The organism is Streptomyces sp. NPDC085944, from assembly GCF_040686295.1.
GTDB classification, from domain to species: domain Bacteria; phylum Actinomycetota; class Actinomycetes; order Streptomycetales; family Streptomycetaceae; genus Streptomyces; species Streptomyces salinarius.
This window is the reverse complement of the sequence record NZ_JBFBJX010000035.1, coordinates 22197-40518: the sequence shown is the minus strand read 5'-3', so window position 1 is coordinate 40518 and position 18322 is coordinate 22197. Positions and strand designations below refer to the sequence as shown.

15 protein-coding genes are annotated in these 18322 nt (G+C 71.1%); 4 read left to right on the top strand and 11 right to left on the bottom strand.

Translation table 11 applies throughout. The features are described 5' to 3' along the window. Positions 1-309: 309 nt before the first annotated feature. From AB0P07_RS35800 to thyX, 3 genes are all read right to left on the bottom strand, one after another. A complete protein-coding gene (locus AB0P07_RS35800; RefSeq protein ID WP_365558368.1) occupies positions 310-1995 on the bottom strand; it encodes a ribonuclease J in 1686 nt (561 codons plus the stop codon). A gap of 153 nt (positions 1996-2148) precedes the next feature. Then, entirely contained in the window at positions 2149-3048 is a 900-nt protein-coding gene (gene dapA, locus AB0P07_RS35795; RefSeq protein WP_102932736.1) for a 4-hydroxy-tetrahydrodipicolinate synthase, read from the bottom strand. A gap of 219 nt (positions 3049-3267) precedes the next feature. Further along, positions 3268-4008, bottom strand: a complete 741-nt coding sequence (gene thyX, locus AB0P07_RS35790; RefSeq protein WP_365558366.1) for an FAD-dependent thymidylate synthase — start codon at positions 4006-4008, stop codon at positions 3268-3270. A 191-nt stretch (positions 4009-4199) separates the two neighbouring features. Between thyX and AB0P07_RS35785 the strand changes: the two genes are divergently transcribed. Continuing rightward, positions 4200-4439, top strand: coding sequence for a hypothetical protein (locus AB0P07_RS35785; RefSeq protein WP_061442225.1), 240 nt, complete (start codon positions 4200-4202; stop codon positions 4437-4439). Between the two features lie 117 nt (positions 4440-4556). Next, entirely contained in the window at positions 4557-5111 is a 555-nt protein-coding gene (locus tag AB0P07_RS35780) for a hypothetical protein (RefSeq protein WP_365558363.1), read from the top strand. Between the two features lie 75 nt (positions 5112-5186). Here the strand turns inward: AB0P07_RS35780 and AB0P07_RS35775 are convergent, their stop codons facing one another. The 7 genes from AB0P07_RS35775 to AB0P07_RS35745 form a co-directional block, all read right to left on the bottom strand. Then, complete coding sequence (locus AB0P07_RS35775) at positions 5187-5642, bottom strand: hypothetical protein (protein WP_365558361.1); 456 nt, start codon at positions 5640-5642, stop codon at positions 5187-5189. A gap of 13 nt (positions 5643-5655) precedes the next feature. After that, positions 5656-6408 carry a 4-hydroxy-tetrahydrodipicolinate reductase gene (gene dapB / locus AB0P07_RS35770; RefSeq protein WP_365558358.1) on the bottom strand — a complete coding sequence of 251 codons (753 nt, stop codon included), beginning with the start codon at positions 6406-6408 and terminating at the stop codon, positions 5656-5658. A gap of 25 nt (positions 6409-6433) precedes the next feature. Beyond that, on the bottom strand, positions 6434-7813 hold the full coding sequence (locus tag AB0P07_RS35765; protein WP_365558356.1) for a pitrilysin family protein: 1380 nt from the start codon (positions 7811-7813) through the stop codon (positions 6434-6436). Beyond that, on the bottom strand, positions 7810-10029 hold the full coding sequence (locus tag AB0P07_RS35760) for a polyribonucleotide nucleotidyltransferase (protein ID WP_365558354.1): 2220 nt from the start codon (positions 10027-10029) through the stop codon (positions 7810-7812). The genes AB0P07_RS35765 and AB0P07_RS35760 overlap by 4 nt, the downstream gene beginning before the upstream one ends. A gap of 281 nt (positions 10030-10310) precedes the next feature. Beyond that, the gene (gene rpsO, locus AB0P07_RS35755; RefSeq protein ID WP_003973291.1) at positions 10311-10598 is read right to left on the bottom strand and encodes a 30S ribosomal protein S15; all 288 of its coding nucleotides are present in this window, start codon (positions 10596-10598) and stop codon (positions 10311-10313) included. A gap of 443 nt (positions 10599-11041) precedes the next feature. Beyond that, on the bottom strand, positions 11042-11671 hold the full coding sequence (locus tag AB0P07_RS35750) for a hypothetical protein (RefSeq protein ID WP_365558352.1): 630 nt from the start codon (positions 11669-11671) through the stop codon (positions 11042-11044). A gap of 215 nt (positions 11672-11886) precedes the next feature. Then, a complete protein-coding gene (locus AB0P07_RS35745; protein WP_365558350.1) occupies positions 11887-12138 on the bottom strand; it encodes a hypothetical protein in 252 nt (83 codons plus the stop codon). 341 nt (positions 12139-12479) lie between these two features. Between AB0P07_RS35745 and AB0P07_RS35740 the strand changes: the two genes are divergently transcribed. Further along, positions 12480-12776: a DUF397 domain-containing protein gene (locus AB0P07_RS35740; protein WP_365558347.1), complete on the top strand. Its 297-nt coding sequence runs from the start codon at positions 12480-12482 to the stop codon at positions 12774-12776. An 18-nt stretch (positions 12777-12794) separates the two neighbouring features. On the opposite strand, the gene AB0P07_RS35735 is transcribed toward AB0P07_RS35740, so the two are convergent. Next, entirely contained in the window at positions 12795-14363 is a 1569-nt protein-coding gene (locus AB0P07_RS35735) for a PQQ-binding-like beta-propeller repeat protein (protein WP_365558344.1), read from the bottom strand. A 401-nt stretch (positions 14364-14764) separates the two neighbouring features. On the opposite strand from AB0P07_RS35735, the gene AB0P07_RS35730 reads away from it, so the two are divergent. Then, positions 14765-18049 carry an SCO5717 family growth-regulating ATPase gene (locus AB0P07_RS35730; RefSeq protein ID WP_365558342.1) on the top strand — a complete coding sequence of 1095 codons (3285 nt, stop codon included), beginning with the start codon at positions 14765-14767 and terminating at the stop codon, positions 18047-18049. Positions 18050-18322 lie beyond the last annotated feature (273 nt).

Genomic DNA, 18322 nt, shown 5'->3' with positions numbered 1-18322 from the left:
TCCTTTGTACTCACCCTCTCGGGCTTTCCTCCGGGCGCTTCCCTTCGGTCTTGCGTTTCCGACTCTATCAGATCTTTCCGACCCGATTTCCTCGGCGCTTTCCAGGTTCCCGCTTTCGCGTTTCCCTTTCCGGCGGCTCCGACTTTATCAGAGATTCTGAGTCGGGATTTCCGCCCCCGGGGCGGCTCCGAACCACGAGGTGATCGGGTGCCCGTCCGAGCGGAGATGTAAACGTACTGGAGCGGGGCGCCCCGATGCAAATCGGGGCGCCCCGCTCCAGGTTGGCGCTTTCGGTGGTCCGACGGCCCGTCAGACCTCCACGACGACCGGAAGGATCATCGGCCGGCGGCGGTAGGTGTCCGACACCCACTTGCCGAGGGTCCTGCGCACCAGCTGCTGGAGCTGATGCGGCTCGACGACTCCGTCCTGGGCCGAGCGCTCCAGTGCCTCGGTGACCTTGGGGAGCACCGCCGAGAAGGCCGAGTCCTCGATGCCCGACCCACGGGCCTGCACATGGGGCCCACCGGTGATCTTGCCGGTGGAGGAGTCCATGACCACGAAGACGGAGATGATGCCCTCGTCGCCGAGGATCTTGCGGTCCTTGAGGGCCGGCTCGCCGACGTCGCCGACCGAGAGGCCGTCGACGTAGACGTACCCCGCCTGGACCTTGCCGGCGATCTTCGCCTTGCCCTCGACGAGGTCGACGACCACGCCGTCCTCCGCGATGACGATGCGGTCGTGGGGGACGCCGGTCAGGGCGCCCAGTTCGGCGTTGGCGCGCAGGTGGCGCCATTCGCCGTGGACCGGCATCAGGTTCTTCGGGCGGCAGATGTTGTAGAAGTACAGCAGCTCGCCGGCCGAGGCGTGGCCCGAGACGTGCACCTTGGCGTTGCCCTTGTGGACGACGTTCGCGCCCCAGCGGGTCAGGCCGTTGATCACGCGGTACACCGCGTTCTCGTTGCCCGGGATGAGGGACGAGGCCAGGATCACCGTGTCGCCGTTGACGATGCGGATCTGGTGGTCCCGGTTGGCCATGCGGGACAGGGCGGCCATCGGTTCGCCCTGGGAGCCCGTGCAGACGAGGACCACCTCGCTGTCGGGCAGGTCGTCGAGCGTCTTGACGTCGACCACCAGGCCCGGCGGGACCTTGAGGTAGCCGAGGTCTCTCGCGATGCCCATGTTGCGGACCATGGAGCGGCCGACGAACGCGACCCGGCGGCCGTACTCGTGGGCGGCGTCCAGGATCTGCTGGATGCGGTGGACGTGGCTGGCGAAGCTCGCCACGATGATGCGCTTGCGGGCGCCGGCGAAGACCTGACGCAGGACGTTCGAGATGTCCCGCTCGGGCGGGACGAAGCCCGGAACCTCGGCGTTGGTCGAGTCCGAGAGAAGGAGGTCGATGCCCTCCTCGCTCAGACGCGCGAACGCGTGCAGGTCCGTGAGGCGGCCGTCCAGCGGGAGCTGGTCCATCTTGAAGTCGCCGGTGTGCACCACCATGCCCGCCGGGGTGCGGATGGCGACGGCCAGCGCGTCCGGGATGGAGTGGTTGACCGCGACGAACTCGCAGTCGAAGGGACCGACGCGTTCGCGGTGCCCCTCCTCCACCTCGAGGGTGTACGGCCGGATGCGGTGTTCCTGGAGCTTGGCCTCGATCAGGGCGAGGGTCAGCTTGGAGCCGATGAGCGGGATGTCCGGCTTCTCGCGGAGGAGGAAGGGGACGCCTCCGATGTGGTCCTCGTGGCCGTGGGTCAGGACGATGCCCTCGATGTCGTCGAGGCGGTCCCGGATGGACGAGAAGTCCGGCAGGATCAGGTCGATGCCGGGCTGCTCCTCCTCGGGGAAGAGCACGCCGCAGTCGACGATCAGCAGACGGCCGCCGTACTCGAAGACCGTCATGTTGCGGCCGATTTCGCCGAGGCCGCCCAGCGGCGTGACCCGGAGGCCGCCCTTGGGGAGCGCCGGGGGCCGGCCCAGTTCAGGATGCGGATGACTCAAAAGACTCTCCTCACCACGCGCGCCACGTACCGGTGGCACGTGGCGCGCGTGACGTTCGTGCAGAAGCAGTTGTCGTTGTGGGCTGCGGGCACCGGTGGCCCGCTTATTCAGTTGTGAAGTCCGTGCGGTCGTGCGGTGGTGCGAAGTCTGTTGTCAGAGCTGTACCCCGCCGGCGGCAAGATCGATCTTGAGCTGCTCGGTTTCCTCGGGCGTGAGGCCGACCATGGGGGCGCGCAGTGGTCCGGCGGGCAGTCCCTGGAGGGCGAGCGCGGCCTTGGTGGTCATGACGCCCTGGGTGCGGAACATGCCGGTGAAGACCGGGAGCAGCTTCTGGTGGATCTCCAGGGCCTTCTGTACGTCACCGGCGACGAACGCGTCCACCATGGCGCGCAGCTCGGGGGTGACGACGTGACCGACGACGGAGACGAAGCCGACCGCGCCCACGGAGAGCAGCGGCAGGTTCAGCATGTCGTCGCCGGAGTACCAGGCGAGGCCGGAGCGCGCGATGGCCCAGCTGGCCCGGCCGAGGTCGCCCTTGGCGTCCTTGTTGGCGACGATCCGCGGGTGCTCCGCGAGGCGGACCAGGGTCTCCGTGTTGATCGGGACGCCGCTGCGGCCGGGGATGTCGTAGAGCATGACCGGGAGCCGGCTGGCGTCGGCGATGGCCGTGAAGTGCTGGTACAGGCCCTCCTGCGGGGGCTTGTTGTAGTACGGCGTGACGAGCAGCAGGCCGTGGGCGCCGACGCGCTCGGCGGCGCGGGCCAGCTCGATGCTGTGCTGGGTGTTGTTGGTGCCGACTCCGGCGACGACGTGCGCCCGGTCGCCGACGGCCTCCAGGACGGCTCGTACGAGGTCCGCTTTCTCCGCGTCGCTGGTGGTGGGGGACTCGCCGGTGGTGCCGTTGATGATCAGGCCGTCGTTGCCTGCGTCCACCAGGTGGGCGGCGAGCCGCTGTGCGCCGTCGAGGTCGAGTGCGCCGTCCGCCGCGAAGGGCGTGACCATGGCGGTGAGGACCCGCCCGAAGGGGGTCTGCGGAGTGGAGGTCGGAGCCATGGGTTACACGCTACTCGTTGCTCAGGGCGGGGTCTGCCCTCGGGGGAGGCGGCAGGTCGGAACGGAGGTGGAGCCCGGCACTGCCTGCTCGGGGGTTCAAGCAGTGCCGGGTCCCTTTGATCAGGCTAGATGAACTTCTCCAAACGCCGCAATCCGGACACTTCGCATGGTTGATGCGTACATCTGTGCCCGGCCGGGCCGGCCAGGGGGCCCGGCCCGTTACGGCGCCACGCGGCCGTTGGCGTTGAAGGCGGCGTGGGTGAGCGGCATGAGGCGGGCCCACTCCGCCTCCATCTTCTCGCCGACCATCTCGATCTCCCGCTGCGGGAAGGAGGGCACCTTGGCCAGCTCGTGCTGGGTGCGCAGGCCCAGGAAGTGCATCAGCGAGCGGGCGTTGCAGGTGGCGTACATCGACGAGTAGAGGCCGACGGGGAGCACCGCGCGGGCCACCTCGCGGGCGACACCGGCGGCGAGCATCCTCTGGTACGTCGCGTAGGCCTGGCGGTAGGAGTCCTCCATCGCGCCGCCGACCAGTTCGTGCTGCTCGGGGGTGCCCTCGACGAAGACGTACTTGCCGGGGCGGCCCTGCTGCACCAGCTTGCGGGACGTGTCCGGCACGTAGAAGACCGGCTGGAGCTCCCGGTAGCGGCCCGACTCCTCGTTGTAGGACCAGCCCACGCGGTGCCGCATGAACTCCCTGAAGACGAAGATCGGGGCGCTGACGAAGAAGGTCATCGAGTTGTGCTCGAACGGGCTGCCGTGCCGGTCCCGCATCAGGTAGTTGATCAGGCCCTTGGAGCGCTCCGGGTCCTTCTTCAGCTCGTCCAGGGACTGCTCCCCGGCGGTCGAGACGCGGGCGGCGAACAGCACGTCGGAGTCGGTCGCGGCGCTCTTGACCAGCTCGACGGTGATGTCGCTGCGGAGTTCGATCTTCGGATCGTCGGCGGGGATGTCGGTCACGGTGTGGAGGGCCTTCCCAGTCAATCTCGGCGCTTGGCGAGGCCACTCTACGGCCCGCCAAGTGGCGCCGAATCGGGCGCTCGATGCCGTGCCGCAATGAAGTCGGCGAAACAGGGCACCGGGAGGGGCGTTCGTTCGTCTGTATGAGTAACAGCACTTCATTCCAGTCCCTGAAGGGAGACGCAGCCCCTATGATCCGCCGGCGTGAACCCGTGCCGTTCGCCTTCGTCGCCGAGGCCGACAGGTTCCGCAGCAATGTCACACCCCCGCCGCGCGAGCGGGCGTCCTTCGGCCAGCTGGCCGGACGCTGGCTCCTCGGCCTCACCGTCGTCGCCGGTCTCGTGGGTTCCCTGGTGATCGGGATGCCCGCCCTGTCGGCCGACCAGCCCTCCCCGCACAAGCAGCCGTCGCAGGCGTCCGAGGGGCGCTAGAGGCACACGGGGGCGGACGGCCCGACTCCGTCCGGACCCCCGAGGGTGGTGACGGGAGACACAGGTCGGTAGCCTCACCGGGCACAACACTTGCCATGGAACGAGTGAGGACCAGCCGTGCCCCTGCCCTTCCTGACGGCCGACCGCGCCTTTGACACGACCGACGACGTCGCGCTGCCGTACGACGACCGCGACCGGTGGCGCCGGCCCTACCGGCCGGGGCCGTGGCGCGTGGGGACGGCGGCCCTGATGCTGCTGCTGGCCTCGTTCGTCCTGTTCGCCGCGGTGATCATCGCGGCGACGGGCGGTCCGTCCTCCGCCGGGGCGGTCTTCGGCATCGCGGTCGTCGTCATCGTCTGCGCCCTGCGGATGCTGCGCATGGGCGCGTGGGTGAGCGCGCACGGGGTGCGTCAGGTGGGCTTCCTCACCACGCGCACGGTGGCCTGGCAGCAGGTCGCCAGCCTGCGCACGGTGCAGCAGCCGGTGCGCTGGCTCGGACTGCCGCGCACGGTGCAGGGGCAGGCGCTGCTGCTCGTGCGGCAGGGCCGGTCGGCGGAGCCCATGGCTCCGCTGCTGACCACGCACAACTCCGACTTCCTCGCCCGCGACGGCGCCTTCAACCGGGCCGCCGACGCGGTGGAGGCGTGGGCCGACGAGTACCGGCGGGGCTGAACGGCGGAGGTCGAAAGGCCGGGGCCCGGACCGCAGCTGTGCGGTCCGGGCCCCGGCCTTTCGGCTCCTGCCCGCTCAGGCGGCCTCGGCCTGCTTGCCGTCGTGGAGGGCGATCGCCCGTTGCATCGCCTTGCGGGCGCGCGGGGTGTCGCGGGCGTCGTGGTAGGCGACGGCGAGGCGGAACCAGGTGCGCCAGTCGCCGGGGCTGTCCTCCGTCTCGGCCTTGCGCAGGGCGAAGACCGCGTCGGCCGACTCCCGGTCGACGCGGCCGCTGGGGGTGCGCTTCAGCTCGTCCACGGGCAGTCCGCCCTCGGCGTCGAGCTCGGCGGCGAGGGCGTTGGCCCGGCGGACGAACTGGGTGTTCTTCCAGAGGAACCACAGGCCGATCACCGGCAGGATCAGCACCGCGACGCCGAAGGTGACGGTGAGCAGGGTGCCGGTCTTGATGAGCAGCACGCCGCGGCTGCCGACCAGGACGAAGTAGAAGACCAGGACGGCGGCCGTGACGAGGTAGGTGATCTTCGCGCGCATCAGAGTGAGGGTCTCAGTTCAGGTCCAGGAAGTGTTCCAGGCCGAAGGTGAGGCCCGGGGTGGTGACCACCCGGCGGGCGCCCAGCAGGATGCCCGGCATGAAGCTGCTGTGGTGCAGGGAGTCGTGCCGGACGGTGAGGGTCTCGCCCTCGCCGCCCAGCAGGACCTCCTGGTGGGCGAGCAGGCCCCGCAGCCGGATCGCGTGGACCGGGACCCCGTCGACGTTGGCGCCCCGGGCTCCGTCCAGGGCGGTGGCAGTGGCGTCGGGCGCCGGTGCGGAGCCTGCCTTCTGCCGGGCCTGAGCGATCAGCTGGGCGGTGCGGGTGGCGGTGCCGCTGGGGGCGTCCACCTTGTTCGGGTGGTGCAGCTCGACGACCTCGACGGACTCGAAGTACGGGGCGGCGATCTGCGCGAACTTCATGGTGAGCACGGCGCCGATGGAGAAGTTCGGCGCGATGAGCACGCCGGTCCCCGGGGAGGCGTCGAGCCAGCCGTTCAGCCGCGCGAGCCGCTCGTCGGTCCAGCCGGTGGTGCCGACGACGGCGTGGATGCCGTGGCGCAGGCAGTAGTCGAGGTTGTCCATCACCGAGGCGGGGGTGGTCAGCTCGACGGCGACCTGGGCGCCGGACTCGGCCAGCGTGTCCAGGCCGTCACCGCGGCCGAGAGCGGCGACCAGCTCCATGTCCTCGGCGGCCTCGACCGCCCGTACCGCCTCGGAGCCGATCCGGCCCCTGGCGCCGAGGACGGCCACGCGCAGCTTGCTCATGTTGTTCGCTTCCTTACCGGGAGTGTCAGGCGACGGCGTCGTGCAACCGGGACGCCTGCTTGTCCTTGAGCGGGCCGATGACCGACAGGGACGGCCGGCGGCCCAGGACGTCGCGGGCGACGGCGCGGACGTCGTCCGGCGTGACCGAGGCTATCCGGGCCAGCATGTCGTCGACCGACATCTGCTCGCCCCAGCACAGCTCGCTCTTGCCGATACGGTTCATCAGCGCGCCGGTGTCCTCCAGGCCGAGGACCGTGGAGCCCTGGAGCTGGCCGACGGCACGGCCGATCTCGTCGTCCGTGAGGCCGTGCTCGGCGACGTGGTCCAGCTCGTCGCGGCAGATCTTGAGCACGTCGTGCACCTGGGAGGGCCTGCAGCCCGCGTAGACGCCGAAGAGGCCGCAGTCGGCGAAGCCGGACGTGTACGAGTACACGCTGTAGGCCAGGCCGCGCTTCTCCCGCACCTCCTGGAACAGGCGCGAGGACATGCCGCCGCCGAGGGCGGTGTTGAGGACGCCCATGGCCCAGCGGCGCTCGTCGGTGCGGGCCAGGCCCGGCATGCCGAGGATGACGTGGGCCTGCTCGGTCTTGCGGCCGATCAGCTCGACGCGTCCGGCGGCGCGGACGGTGCGCCGGCCGTCGCGCGGGGCGAGCGGCTGTGCCGCCGGGTCCTTGAGGGCGCCGGCCTTCTCGAAGGCGGCGCGGACCTGGCGTACGACCTTGTCGTGGTCGACGTTGCCGGCCGCGGCGACCACCAGGTGGGTGGGGTCGTAGTGCTTCCGGTAGAAGCGGCGGATGCGGTCGGCGGTGAGGGCGTTGACCGTGTCGACGGTGCCGAGGACGGGGCGGCCCAGGGCGTTGTCGCCGAACATGGTGTGCGCGAACAGGTCGTGTACGCAGTCTCCGGGGTCGTCCTCGGTCATCGCGATCTCTTCGAGGATGGCGCCGCGCTCGACGTCGACGTCCTCCTCCTGGATCAGCGAGCCGGTCAGCATGTCGCAGACGACGTCGATGGCGAGCGGCAGGTCGGTGTCGAGCACGCGCGCGTAGTAGCACGTGTACTCCTTAGCCGTGAACGCGTTCATCTCGCCGCCGACCGCGTCGATGGCGGAGGAGATGTCCAGGGCGCTGCGCTTGCGAGTGCCCTTGAAGAGCAGGTGCTCCAGGTAGTGGGTGGCGCCGTTCAGCGCGGGCGTCTCGTCGCGGGAGCCGACGTGGGCCCAGATGCCGAAGGTCGCCGAGCGGACCGAGGGCAGGGTCTCGGTGACGATGCGCAGGCCGCCGGGGAGGGTCGTCCTGCGGACCGTGCCGATGCCGTGCTCGCCCTTGATGAGGGTTTGGGTACGGGCGACGGCCCGCGCCTCCGAGGAGGTGCGGGCCGTCGCGCCGGCGCTACGGGACGTCACTTGTCGGCGTCGTCCTTCTTGTCGTCGTCGCCCGCTTCGCCCTCGATCACGGGGATCAGGGAGAGCTTGCCGCGGGAGTCGATCTCGGCGATCTCGACCTGGACCTTAGCGCCCACGCCGAGGACGTCCTCGACGTTCTCCACGCGCTTGCCGCCGGCGAGCTTGCGGATCTGCGAGATGTGCAGCAGACCGTCCTTGCCGGGCAGCAGGGAGACGAACGCGCCGAAGGTGGTCGTCTTGACGACCGTGCCCAGGTAGCGCTCGCCCACCTCGGGCATGGTCGGGTTGGCGATGCCGTTGATCGTGGCGCGGGCGGCCTCGGCGGCCGGGCCGTCGGCGGCACCGATGTAGATGGTGCCGTCGTCCTCGATCGTGATGTCGGCGCCCGTGTCCTCCTGGATCTGGTTGATCATCTTGCCCTTGGGGCCGATGACCTCACCGATCTTGTCGACCGGGATCTTCACGGTGATGATCCGCGGCGCGTTCGGGGACATCTCGTCCGGCGTGTCGATCGCTTCCATCATCACGTCGAGGATGTGGAGGCGGGCGTCACGGGCCTGCTTGAGGGCGGCGGCCAGGACGGAGGCGGGGATGCCGTCCAGCTTGGTGTCGAGCTGGAGGGCGGTCACGAACTCCTTGGTGCCGGCGACCTTGAAGTCCATGTCGCCGAAGGCGTCCTCCGCACCGAGGATGTCGGTGAGGGCGACGTAGTGCGTCTCGCCGTTGCTCTCCTGGGAGATCAGGCCCATGGCGATACCGGCGACGGGGGCCTTCAGCGGCACACCGGCGTTCAGCAGCGACATGGTGGAGGCGCAGACCGAGCCCATCGACGTCGAGCCGTTGGAGCCGAGGGCCTCGGACACCTGACGGATCGCGTAGGGGAACTCCTCGCGCGTCGGCAGCACCGGCACGATGGCGCGCTCGGCGAGGGCGCCGTGGCCGATCTCGCGGCGCTTCGGGGAGCCGACGCGGCCGGTCTCGCCGACGGAGTAGGGCGGGAAGTTGTAGTTGTGCATGTAGCGCTTGCGGGTCACCGGGGAGAGGGTGTCCAGCTGCTGCTCCATGCGAAGCATGTTCAGGGTGGTGACGCCCAGGATCTGGGTCTCGCCACGCTCGAACAGGGCGGAGCCGTGCACGCGCGGGATGGCCTCGACCTCGGCGGCCAGGGTGCGGATGTCGGTGACACCGCGGCCGTCGATGCGCTTCTTCTCCTTGATGACGCGCTCGCGGACCAGGGACTTGGTCAGCGCGCGGTACGCGGCGGAGATCTCCTTCTCGCGGCCCTCGAACTCCGGCAGGAGCTTCTCGGCGGCGATGCCCTTGACGCGGTCCAGCTCGGCCTCGCGCTCCTGCTTGCCGGCGATGGTGAGCGCCTGGGCCAGCTCGGGCTTGACGGCGCCGGTCAGCGCCTCCAGGACGTCGTCCTGGTAGTCGAGGAAGATCGGGAACTCGCCGGTCGGCTTGGCGGCCTTGGCGGCGAGGTCGGCCTGGGCGCGGCAGAGCACCTTGATGAAGGGCTTCGCGGCCTCGAGACCGGCGGCGACGACTTCCTCGGTGGGCGCCTCGGCGCCGCCCTCGACCAGCTTGACGGTCTTCTCGGTGGCCTCGGCCTCGACCATCATGATCGCGACGTCGCCGTCCTCCAGGACGCGGCCCGCGACGACCATGTCGAAGACGGCGTCCTCGAGCTCGGTGTGCGTCGGGAAGGCCACCCACTGGCCGCGGATCAGCGCGACGCGGACGCCGCCGATCGGGCCGGAGAAGGGCAGGCCGGCCAGCTGCGTGGACGCGGAGGCGGCGTTGATCGCCACGACGTCGTACAGGTGGTCGGGGTTGAGGGCCATGATCGTCGCGACGACCTGGATCTCGTTGCGCAGGCCCTTCTTGAAGGACGGGCGCAGCGGGCGGTCGATCAGGCGGCAGGTGAGGATCGCGTCCTCGGAGGGCCGGCCCTCGCGGCGGAAGAAGCTGCCGGGGATCTTGCCGGCGGCGTACATCCGCTCCTCGACGTCCACCGTGAGGGGGAAGAAGTCGAGCTGGTCCTTCGGGTTCTTGGAGGCGCTGGTGGCCGACAGCACCATGGTGTCGTCGTCCAGGTACGCCACGGCGGAACCGGCGGCCTGACGGGCCAGGCGGCCCGTCTCGAAGCGGATGGTGCGGGTGCCGAAGGTGCCGTTGTCGATCACGGCTTCGGCGTAGTGGGTCTCGTTCTCCACTAGTGATTTCTCCGATGCTTGTCGTCTTTTGTCCCACGCCGCCCGTGTGGCGGAGGGGACGGTGCGGAGAAGCGTTCCGTGCAATGCGGGCCGGTCTTCGATCGAAGCACCCGGGGTTCTGCCCCCGGGGGCCACTACCGAGGACCGGCGGCGGCGTGAGGGTCCGCTTCTCCTCGTACGTCTTGTGTTCTGTTACCACACTACAAAGGGGCGGCGACAGCACGCACGTACAGCAAAGGGAGCGGCCCCCGTACGATGGGAACCGCTCCCTCCACGGCGTCCTAGCGGGCGCCCGCCGCACCGCGGCGGATGCCGAGGCGCTCGACCAGCGCACGGAAGCGCTGGATGTCCTTCTTGGCGAGGTACTGCAGCAGCCGGCGGCGCTGGCCGACCAGGATGAGCAGACCACGACGGGAGTGGTGGTCGTGCTTGTGGGTCTTGAGGTGCTCGGTCAGGTCGGAGATCCGACGGGACAGCAGAGCGACCTGGACCTCGGGGGAGCCGGTGTCGCCCTCCTTGGTACCGAACTCGGTGATGATCTGCTTCTTCACTGCGGCGTCGAGCGACACGCGTACTCCTCTTGGTCTGTGACGGGCCACCGAGTGCCCCCGGTCTACGTCTCGGGGGATCTTCCACGACTCGGAAGGCGGGGATCCGCTGGGCGCGACCTCCAGGGCACGGGGCTCCGGAGGCGCGTACACAAACGGCCGTCACACAGGGTACCAGTCGGGAGACGCACCACTCACCCGGCGTCTTCGAAGCCCACCGCGACCGGGTCGGTCCCACCGACCTCGCCCTCGTCGTACGGGCCCACGACGGTGCGCGCGCCGAAGAACACGCGCCCGTACTCGTACACGATGTCGTGCTGCGCCGGGTCGTCGAGTGCGCCGACCTCCCTTCCCCCGGCGAACAGGAGCAGGAGGGTCTCCTCGCCGGAGTCGGGGTCGAGGGCGACGACCGCGTCGGGGCGGCCCAGCCCCGCCCGAGCGGTAGGCGATCAGCTGTCCCCCGCTCATCCTCGGCGGGTGCATCTCGCCGCCGGCAGGCGCGTCGAACTTTCCGACGGCTCGGCCGGTGGCAGGTCGTGGGCGACGACGTGGTCCCCCTCCGACGGGGACAGCCGTTCGTCGTCGACGACGATCGCGCCACAGCTCCCGACCACGGCGCTGAAGGTCCGGTCGCAGTCGAGGGCCTGGTGGTCCCGGTTCGGGCGGATGGTGGCGCGGCGCTTGCCCCGCTCGTCGAGGGAGATCAGGTCGGTGACGACGGCGTCGCCGGCGGCCACGGCGACGACGGCCGGTGAGCCGGAGACCAGGTAGACGTCTTGGACGCCCCGGGCGACCCGGTACGTCCGCTCCGCGTCGCCCGTGCGCGGCTCGATCTTCTGGACGCGGTAGGTGGGGTCCGCGGAGTCTCCGCAGGAGAGGAGGGCGAGAAGGTCGCGGCCACCGGCGAAGCCCTCGTCCGCGCAGGCCGACGGGTCGGTGTCCGCCCACAGCCGCTTGCCACCGGTCAGCTCGTACGCCGCCGAGCCCTCGCCCCGGGCGGTGACGACGGTGCCGCCCGTCATCGTCACGTTGACGGTCAGGGAGGAGCCCGCGCCGGTCGGCTTCGTGTCCCGCATCTTCTTGCCGGTGTCCATGTCGAATACCGCGAGCCGGTCGCATGCGCGGGTGAGCGGGTCGGCCTCCGGCCCGCCGGCTGTGCCTGTGTCCGTGCCTGTGTCCGTGGCTGTGGCTGTGGCTGTGGCTGTGACTGTGGCTGCGTCTGTGGCTTCGCGGGCGTAGGCGACGGCGGTACGGCCGTCCACGCTGACGTGGCGGGTCACCACGCAGAGCGGTCCTGGAGGGTGAGGCGTCAGGCGGTCCCCGACGCTTCGGAGCCGCCGAGCCGGAAGTCCTTGATCTCGTTGCCGAAGCCCTTGGCGAAGACCTTGTCCGTGGCCCAGGTGCCCATCGCCGTGACGTTCCGTCCGACGGTACGCAGGGTCGCCTCGTCCGTGACCGCCGCGGTGCCCTCCGGGGACGGCGGCCGTTTCTCGACGGTCTCCCGGATGTCGTCCGGCGCCTGGCGACCCGCCGCGCCCGTGCGCCCGACGGGAGCCGCCACCGGCCCCGCCCGGACCGAACGCCCACACTCCGGCGGCCAGGGCCACCAGCAGGACGGCCGCGACCGCGCCGACGGTCGTCCTGCGGCGCCCGGTGCGTGGCGGCGGACCGGAGGAGACGTCCGGGCCGGGCACGTTGTAGAGGATGGGCGGTGGCCCGAAACTCACGGCGGACGCCTTTCGAGTGGCGGAGTCGGTATCCCGGCGAGTCGGGAGGTCAAGGAGCCGACGGCATCGTCACTCCCTGCCTGGTGAAGCGTGCGCGAACCGCGGGGCAGGAGGGCGGGCGGCAAGTAGGGTAGCCGCACAGTTCGTTGGCACAGCAGGAAGGACCGGAGCCACGATGGCCGATGCCGAGGACAAGGAACTCCGAGCACGCAAGGACCGGGAGCGGGACGAGCTCTACGCCCTCGACATCTCCGGCGTCGAGTGGCACAGCGCGCCCGGCACCGAGACCCATGAGGAGCGGGTCGAGATCGCCTACCTCCCGGAAGGCGCCGTCGCCATGCGGTCGTCCCTCGACCCGGACACCGTGCTGCGGTACACGGAGGCGGAGTGGCGGGCCTTCGTACTCGGCGCGCGGGACGGGGAGTTCGACCTGGAGCCGACGCCCCGGAAACGCGGTACCGGCACCGAGTAGGCCACGACGCCGGGACGTCTACGTCGCGGAGCTCCCGATGCCCAGCACGAGGTAGCTCCACTGCTTGGCCTTGGCCTCGGCGGGACCTTCCGCGGACTTGACGCCGAGGAAGAGGCGGCCGTTCTGGAACACGACGTCGTTGTGCTCCGTCATCGTCATCAGCCGCGCCTCGTACGGCAGTCCGAAGTAGAGGTACGGCACTTGCGCGCCCGTGCGCGCGTCCAGGGCGACCAGCGCGTTCGGCGCGATGGTGTCCTCGCTCACGCTCAGGGCGAGGAGCCGGTCACCGCTCATGCGCACCGGGTAGAGCAGTGCGCCCCGACCGGAGTCGAACTTCTTGGTGGTCTTCCCGGTGGCGAGGTCGAAGCCGATGATCCAGTTCCACGTCGGCACCTCCGACTGATCCTTGCTCCGGATGAAGACCTGGTCCTCCCCCACGGTGATGGTCGGGCAGTCGTCGATCAGGAGATAGTCGGTGAGGAGGCACTCGGCGACGTAGGCGCCGTTGCGGAGACTGATGGTGGCGCGGTTGCGGCCCTGGTCGTCGAGGGAGATGAGGTCGGTGACCTCGCTGTCCCCGGCGGAGACGGCGACGACCGCCGGGTCGACGGAGGGTACCTGGACGTCGCGGACGCCCTTGGCGGGGGAATACGTCCACAGGGCCTTGCCCGTGGCCGGGTCCAGCTTGCGCAGCTTGTACGTGGTGGACCGCCAGGTTCCCGCGGAGAGCGGGTCCTCGCCGCTCGCACACTGTTCCCGGACGATCAGTCCGCGGCCGCCCGCGACGCCCATGTCCTGGCAGGGCGCGGTGGTCGTCGTGGACCACCGGGTGTCGCCCTTCCCCATGTCGTACCCGACGGTGCCGCCGCCCCAGGTGACGGCGACCGTGCCGTGCGCGAGGGCGAGGCCGGGCCGGTCCTTGTCGGTTCCCGTGGCGTCGCCCGACTCGGGTCCGCCCTGCGAGACGGGGACCTTGGCCTCCCAGACCATGCGACCGTCGTCGAGGTCGACGAGGGCGACCTGGTTGCAGAGGGCTTCGTCCGCCCAGTCGTTCGCACGGAAGAGGACGGCGGTGCGGTGGTCGCCGGTGACGTCGCGTGTGTAGCCGCAGATCGGGCCGTCGAGTGCGAGCCGCCACTTCTCGTCGCCCGGCGCGGCGTCGGTGCCGATGCTCAGACCGACGAGTGTCTTGTTGATGCCCTTGGCGAGGATGCGGTCCGTGGCCCACATTCCGGGCATCTCCACGTGCTCCCCGTGCTTCATGTCGCCCACGGAGAACCGGAACGCCATCTTGCCGCTGGTGCTCGCGGGCTTCTTCTCGACCGTCTCACGGACGTCGAGCGGTCCCTGTGGGGCCGGTGCCTGCGCCTTGCCCGACGCGTCGGAGCCTTTGCCGTCGCGTCCCCAGAGCAGCCAGCCGCCGGCGCCCAAGGCCCCGACGAGGATGACCGCGAGCAGCCCGGTCAGCAGCTTCCGGGGGCTCTTCCGCCCCGCACCGCCGCTGCCGTGGGGGCCGTGCCGGTTCTCGGTGGGCTCAGCGGCGGTCGCGGGGCCCGGGGGCATCGACGGGGGCGGGCCGAAACTCACTCGGGGCCTCTTCCTCTTTCTGGGAATTCCGGTGGTTCTGTCATGGAATTCGTGCGACGGGACGGCGAGATCGGCCCCAACTATGCCGGGTTCACGATCACTCGCTGGAACCGGGTCGTGACGGGTGGAGTCATCCTCCGTACGGGGGTGGGCAGATGAGGCGGTGTGACGCTCAAGAGACGCCAGGGACGCGGTGGGCGGGGCTTCGGCGGAGGGCGGGGGCTGCCGGGGCGGGGCTCGTGATGATTAGGCTGGTGTCGGGCGCGACACCAGAATCCGTCAGCGGGCGTCGGCGTCTCAGGGGGAGAACCGGTGGATCGGACGACCTCGGACAACTTCGGATGACAAGCAAGGGTCGCCCCAGCACGGCTTGAGGGTGCTCGACCACACCAGGAGGAACTGTGAGCAGCGATCGGGACGGGATCCGCGGGGGCTGGGCTACACCCGGCGATGACCAACCCGACGCGGAGTCCTCCGTCGAGACGACCGGCGAGTTCACCATCGACTACGCGCCGCCCGCCTGGTACACGCAGAACGCGTCCGGCGACGGCGGGCAGGGGGAGAGTGAGGGTGAGGGGTCCGGGTCGTCTTCCGGGTCCGGTTCCGGTTCGTCCGCTGCCGCGTCCGGGTCGGCCGCTCCATCTTCCCCTTCCGGTGCGGCCGTTCCGCCTGCTCCTCGTGGACCCGTTCCGCCGCTGCCGGGGTTGACTCCGCCGCCGCACGCGACGCCCGACGGGGCTTCCGCCGCTCCGGCTTCCACTCCGGGGGCGCCGTTCACGCCGCCGCCGCCGGCTCCTGCTCCGGGTGCCTCCTTCACGCCCCCGCCGCCGGCGCCCGCGCCGGGGGCCTCGTTCACGCCGCCTCCGCCTCCGCCGCCGGGGCCGGGTGCGCCGTTCACGCCGCCCGCGCCGCCGAGCGCGGGGCCGGCCGGGGTGCCCAGGCTGCCGGTGGGGAGCGGGTTCGAGCCGCAGCCTCAGCCGTCGGCTCCGCAGCCCCCGGCGCCGACGGAGCCCGAGGCCGAGCCGGATCCGCAGGCTCGGACGCCGGAGCCCGGACCGGAGGCCGACCCGGCGCCTGCCGCGGATCTCGCCGCTCCCACCGCTCTGCCGGCGTTTCCGGCCGGCGGGTTCCAGCTCCAAGCCCCCGCTCCGCCCCCGCCGGCCGAGGAGCCCAGGGCCGCGGAGGAGCCCGAGGCGGTCGCCGAGCCCTCGGCAGCCGTCGAACCCGAGCCCGACACCGGTGATCTCGGTAACGGCGACCTCGAGAGCGGCGCCACCATGCGCTTCTCCTCGGCCGCGCTCAAGCGTGCGATCGCCGAACGGGCCGCCGCCGAGGACGGCGCCGAGGACGGCATCGAGGACGGCGCCGAGGAGGAGTCGGCCGACGGTTCCGACGCGGTCGACGACCTCCCGGACCAGGGGCCCTTGCTTGCCGAGGACACCTCTCCGTCCGAGGACGCCGACGTTGCCGGGTCCCCCGCACTGGACGACACGGCCACCGACGGCGTCTCCGGGAAGGCCTCCGACGAGGTCACCGGTGCCGGGGACGGCGACGTGAGCGACCCGCGCATCGACGGGCCGGCCCGTGACGCCGGACCGGAGCCGGTCGTCCTGACCGCCGTACCCGACCCCGTGGCCGAGGACGAGACCGGGGAGGAGCCCGAGGACGGCCTTCCGTCGGCGGACGAGCCCGAGGACGCGGTGCCTTCCGACGCCGCTCCGTCGGCCGACGCCGTTCCGCAGGACGCCGTTCCGCAGGACGCACCGTCGCAGGCGCCCGGCGGAATGCCGCCGCTGCCTCCGTCGTACCCGCCGGCCGCGCCCGCGCCGGCCCAGCAGTGGCCCGCACAGCCGCAGCCCGCCCCCGCCGCTCCCGAGCAGCCGGCGGCTCCGGCTCAGCAGCCTCCCTTCCAGCCGCAGGCTCCGCAGCCGGCACCCGCCGCATGGCACCAGCCGGCCGCCGCACCGGACCAGTCGGCCGCACCGCCTGCTCCGCCGGCCCCGCAGACCGGATACGGCTTTCCGCAGCCCGGTGCGCAGGCTCCCCAACCGCAGGCGCCGGTTCAGCCGCACTCCCCCGCCCAGGCCGGCGGGTACGGCTTCCCGCAGCATCCGCACGGGCAGGCGCCGCAGCAGCCGTACCCCGGCGTTCCGCAGCAGCCACAACAGCCACAACAAGCCCCGCCGGGCCAGGCTCCCCACGCGGCCCAGACTGCCCCCCAGGCCCCGCAGGCTCCCCAGCCGATGCAGCAGCCCGGGCAGCACCCCGCGCCCCCGGCACCGCAGCCGGAGTACCAACCCCAGCCGCCGCAGCCGCAGCAGGCACCGCAGCCGCAGGCCCAGCAGCCTGCCGATCCCCGGCTCGGTGCCGCCTGGCCGCAGCCCATGCAGCACGACCAGCGGCAGCCCACCAACCCGGGGGCCGCGCCGCTCGGTTACACGGCGGCCGTGGAGCTGTCGTCCGACCGGCTGCTCAACAACAAGCGGCAGAAGGCGAAGAGCAGCCGTCCGGCGGCCGCCGGGTCGCGGTTCAAGCTGGGCGGGAAGAAGGAGGAGGCGGAGCGGCAGCGGAAGCTGGACCTGATCCGCACCCCGGTGCTGTCCTGCTACCGCATCGCCGTGATCAGCCTCAAGGGCGGTGTGGGCAAGACGACCACCACCACCGCGCTCGGCTCCACGCTCGCCACCGAGCGGCAGGACAAGATCCTCGCGATCGACGCCAACCCGGACGCGGGTACGCTCGGCCGCCGGGTGCGCCGGGAGACCGGGGCCACCATCCGTGACCTCGTCCAGGCGATCCCGTACCTCAACTCGTACATGGACATCAGGCGGTTCACCTCGCAGGCCTCGTCCGGTCTGGAGATCATCGCCAACGACGTGGACCCGGCCGTGTCGACGACGTTCAACGACGAGGACTACCGGCGCGCGATCGACGTGCTCGGGCAGCAGTACCCGATCATCCTCACCGACTCGGGCACCGGTCTGCTCTACAGCGCCATGCGCGGCGTACTCGACCTCGCCGACCAGCTCATCATCATCTCGACGCCGTCCGTGGACGGTGCGAGCAGCGCCAGTACGACGCTGGACTGGCTCTCCGCGCACGGGTACGCCGACCTCGTCTCGCGGTCGATCACGGTCATCTCCGGGGTCCGTGAGACCGGCAAGATGATCAAGGTCGACGACATCGTCGGGCACTTCCAGACCCGGTGCCGCGGTGTGGTCGTGGTGCCGTTCGACGAGCACCTGGCCGCCGGTGCCGAGGTCGACCTCGACATGATGCGGCCGAAGGTGCGGGAGGCGTACTTCAACCTCGCGGCGATGGTCGCCGAGGACTTCGTCCGCCACCAGCAGTCGCACGGTCTGTGGACCTCCGACGGCAACCCGCCGCCGGTCGCCGCCCCGCCCATGCCGGGCCAGGGGGCACCCGGCCAGCCCGTCCCCGGCCAGCCGGTGCCGGGGCAGCCGTACCCGCAGCAGCAGCCGGTGCAGCCGCAGCCGGGGCAGCCCTACCCGCCGCAGCCCGGACCCGGAGCCGGTCAGCAGCCGTACCCCCAGCCCGGTTACGGGCAGCAGCCCTACGCCCAGCCCGGCTACGGATACCCGCAGCAAGGACAGCCGGGGCAGCAGGCACAGCCGGGGCACCCGGGGCAGCCCGGGCAGGCGCCCCCTCCCCCGCCCCAGCAGTAGCTCGATGTCCCCTCCGAAGGCCCGCGCCGTCTCCGACGGCGCGGGCCTTCGAGCGTGTGCGAACGACAACGTCCGCCCCAGCCGCCACGCTCTCACCAGGAAGGCGCCAGTGGTCTGCGCCAATGAGAGTCACACGTTGGTCAAGTAGCCGTTTCCGCAGGCCACATGGGGTTTGACACACCGTTGACGCGCACAGACTGCCGCTGGTAGACACACACTTCATTCCGCGTTCACCACCGTTCAAGCCCGCCCCACGCGAGGACGCCCGGCGTC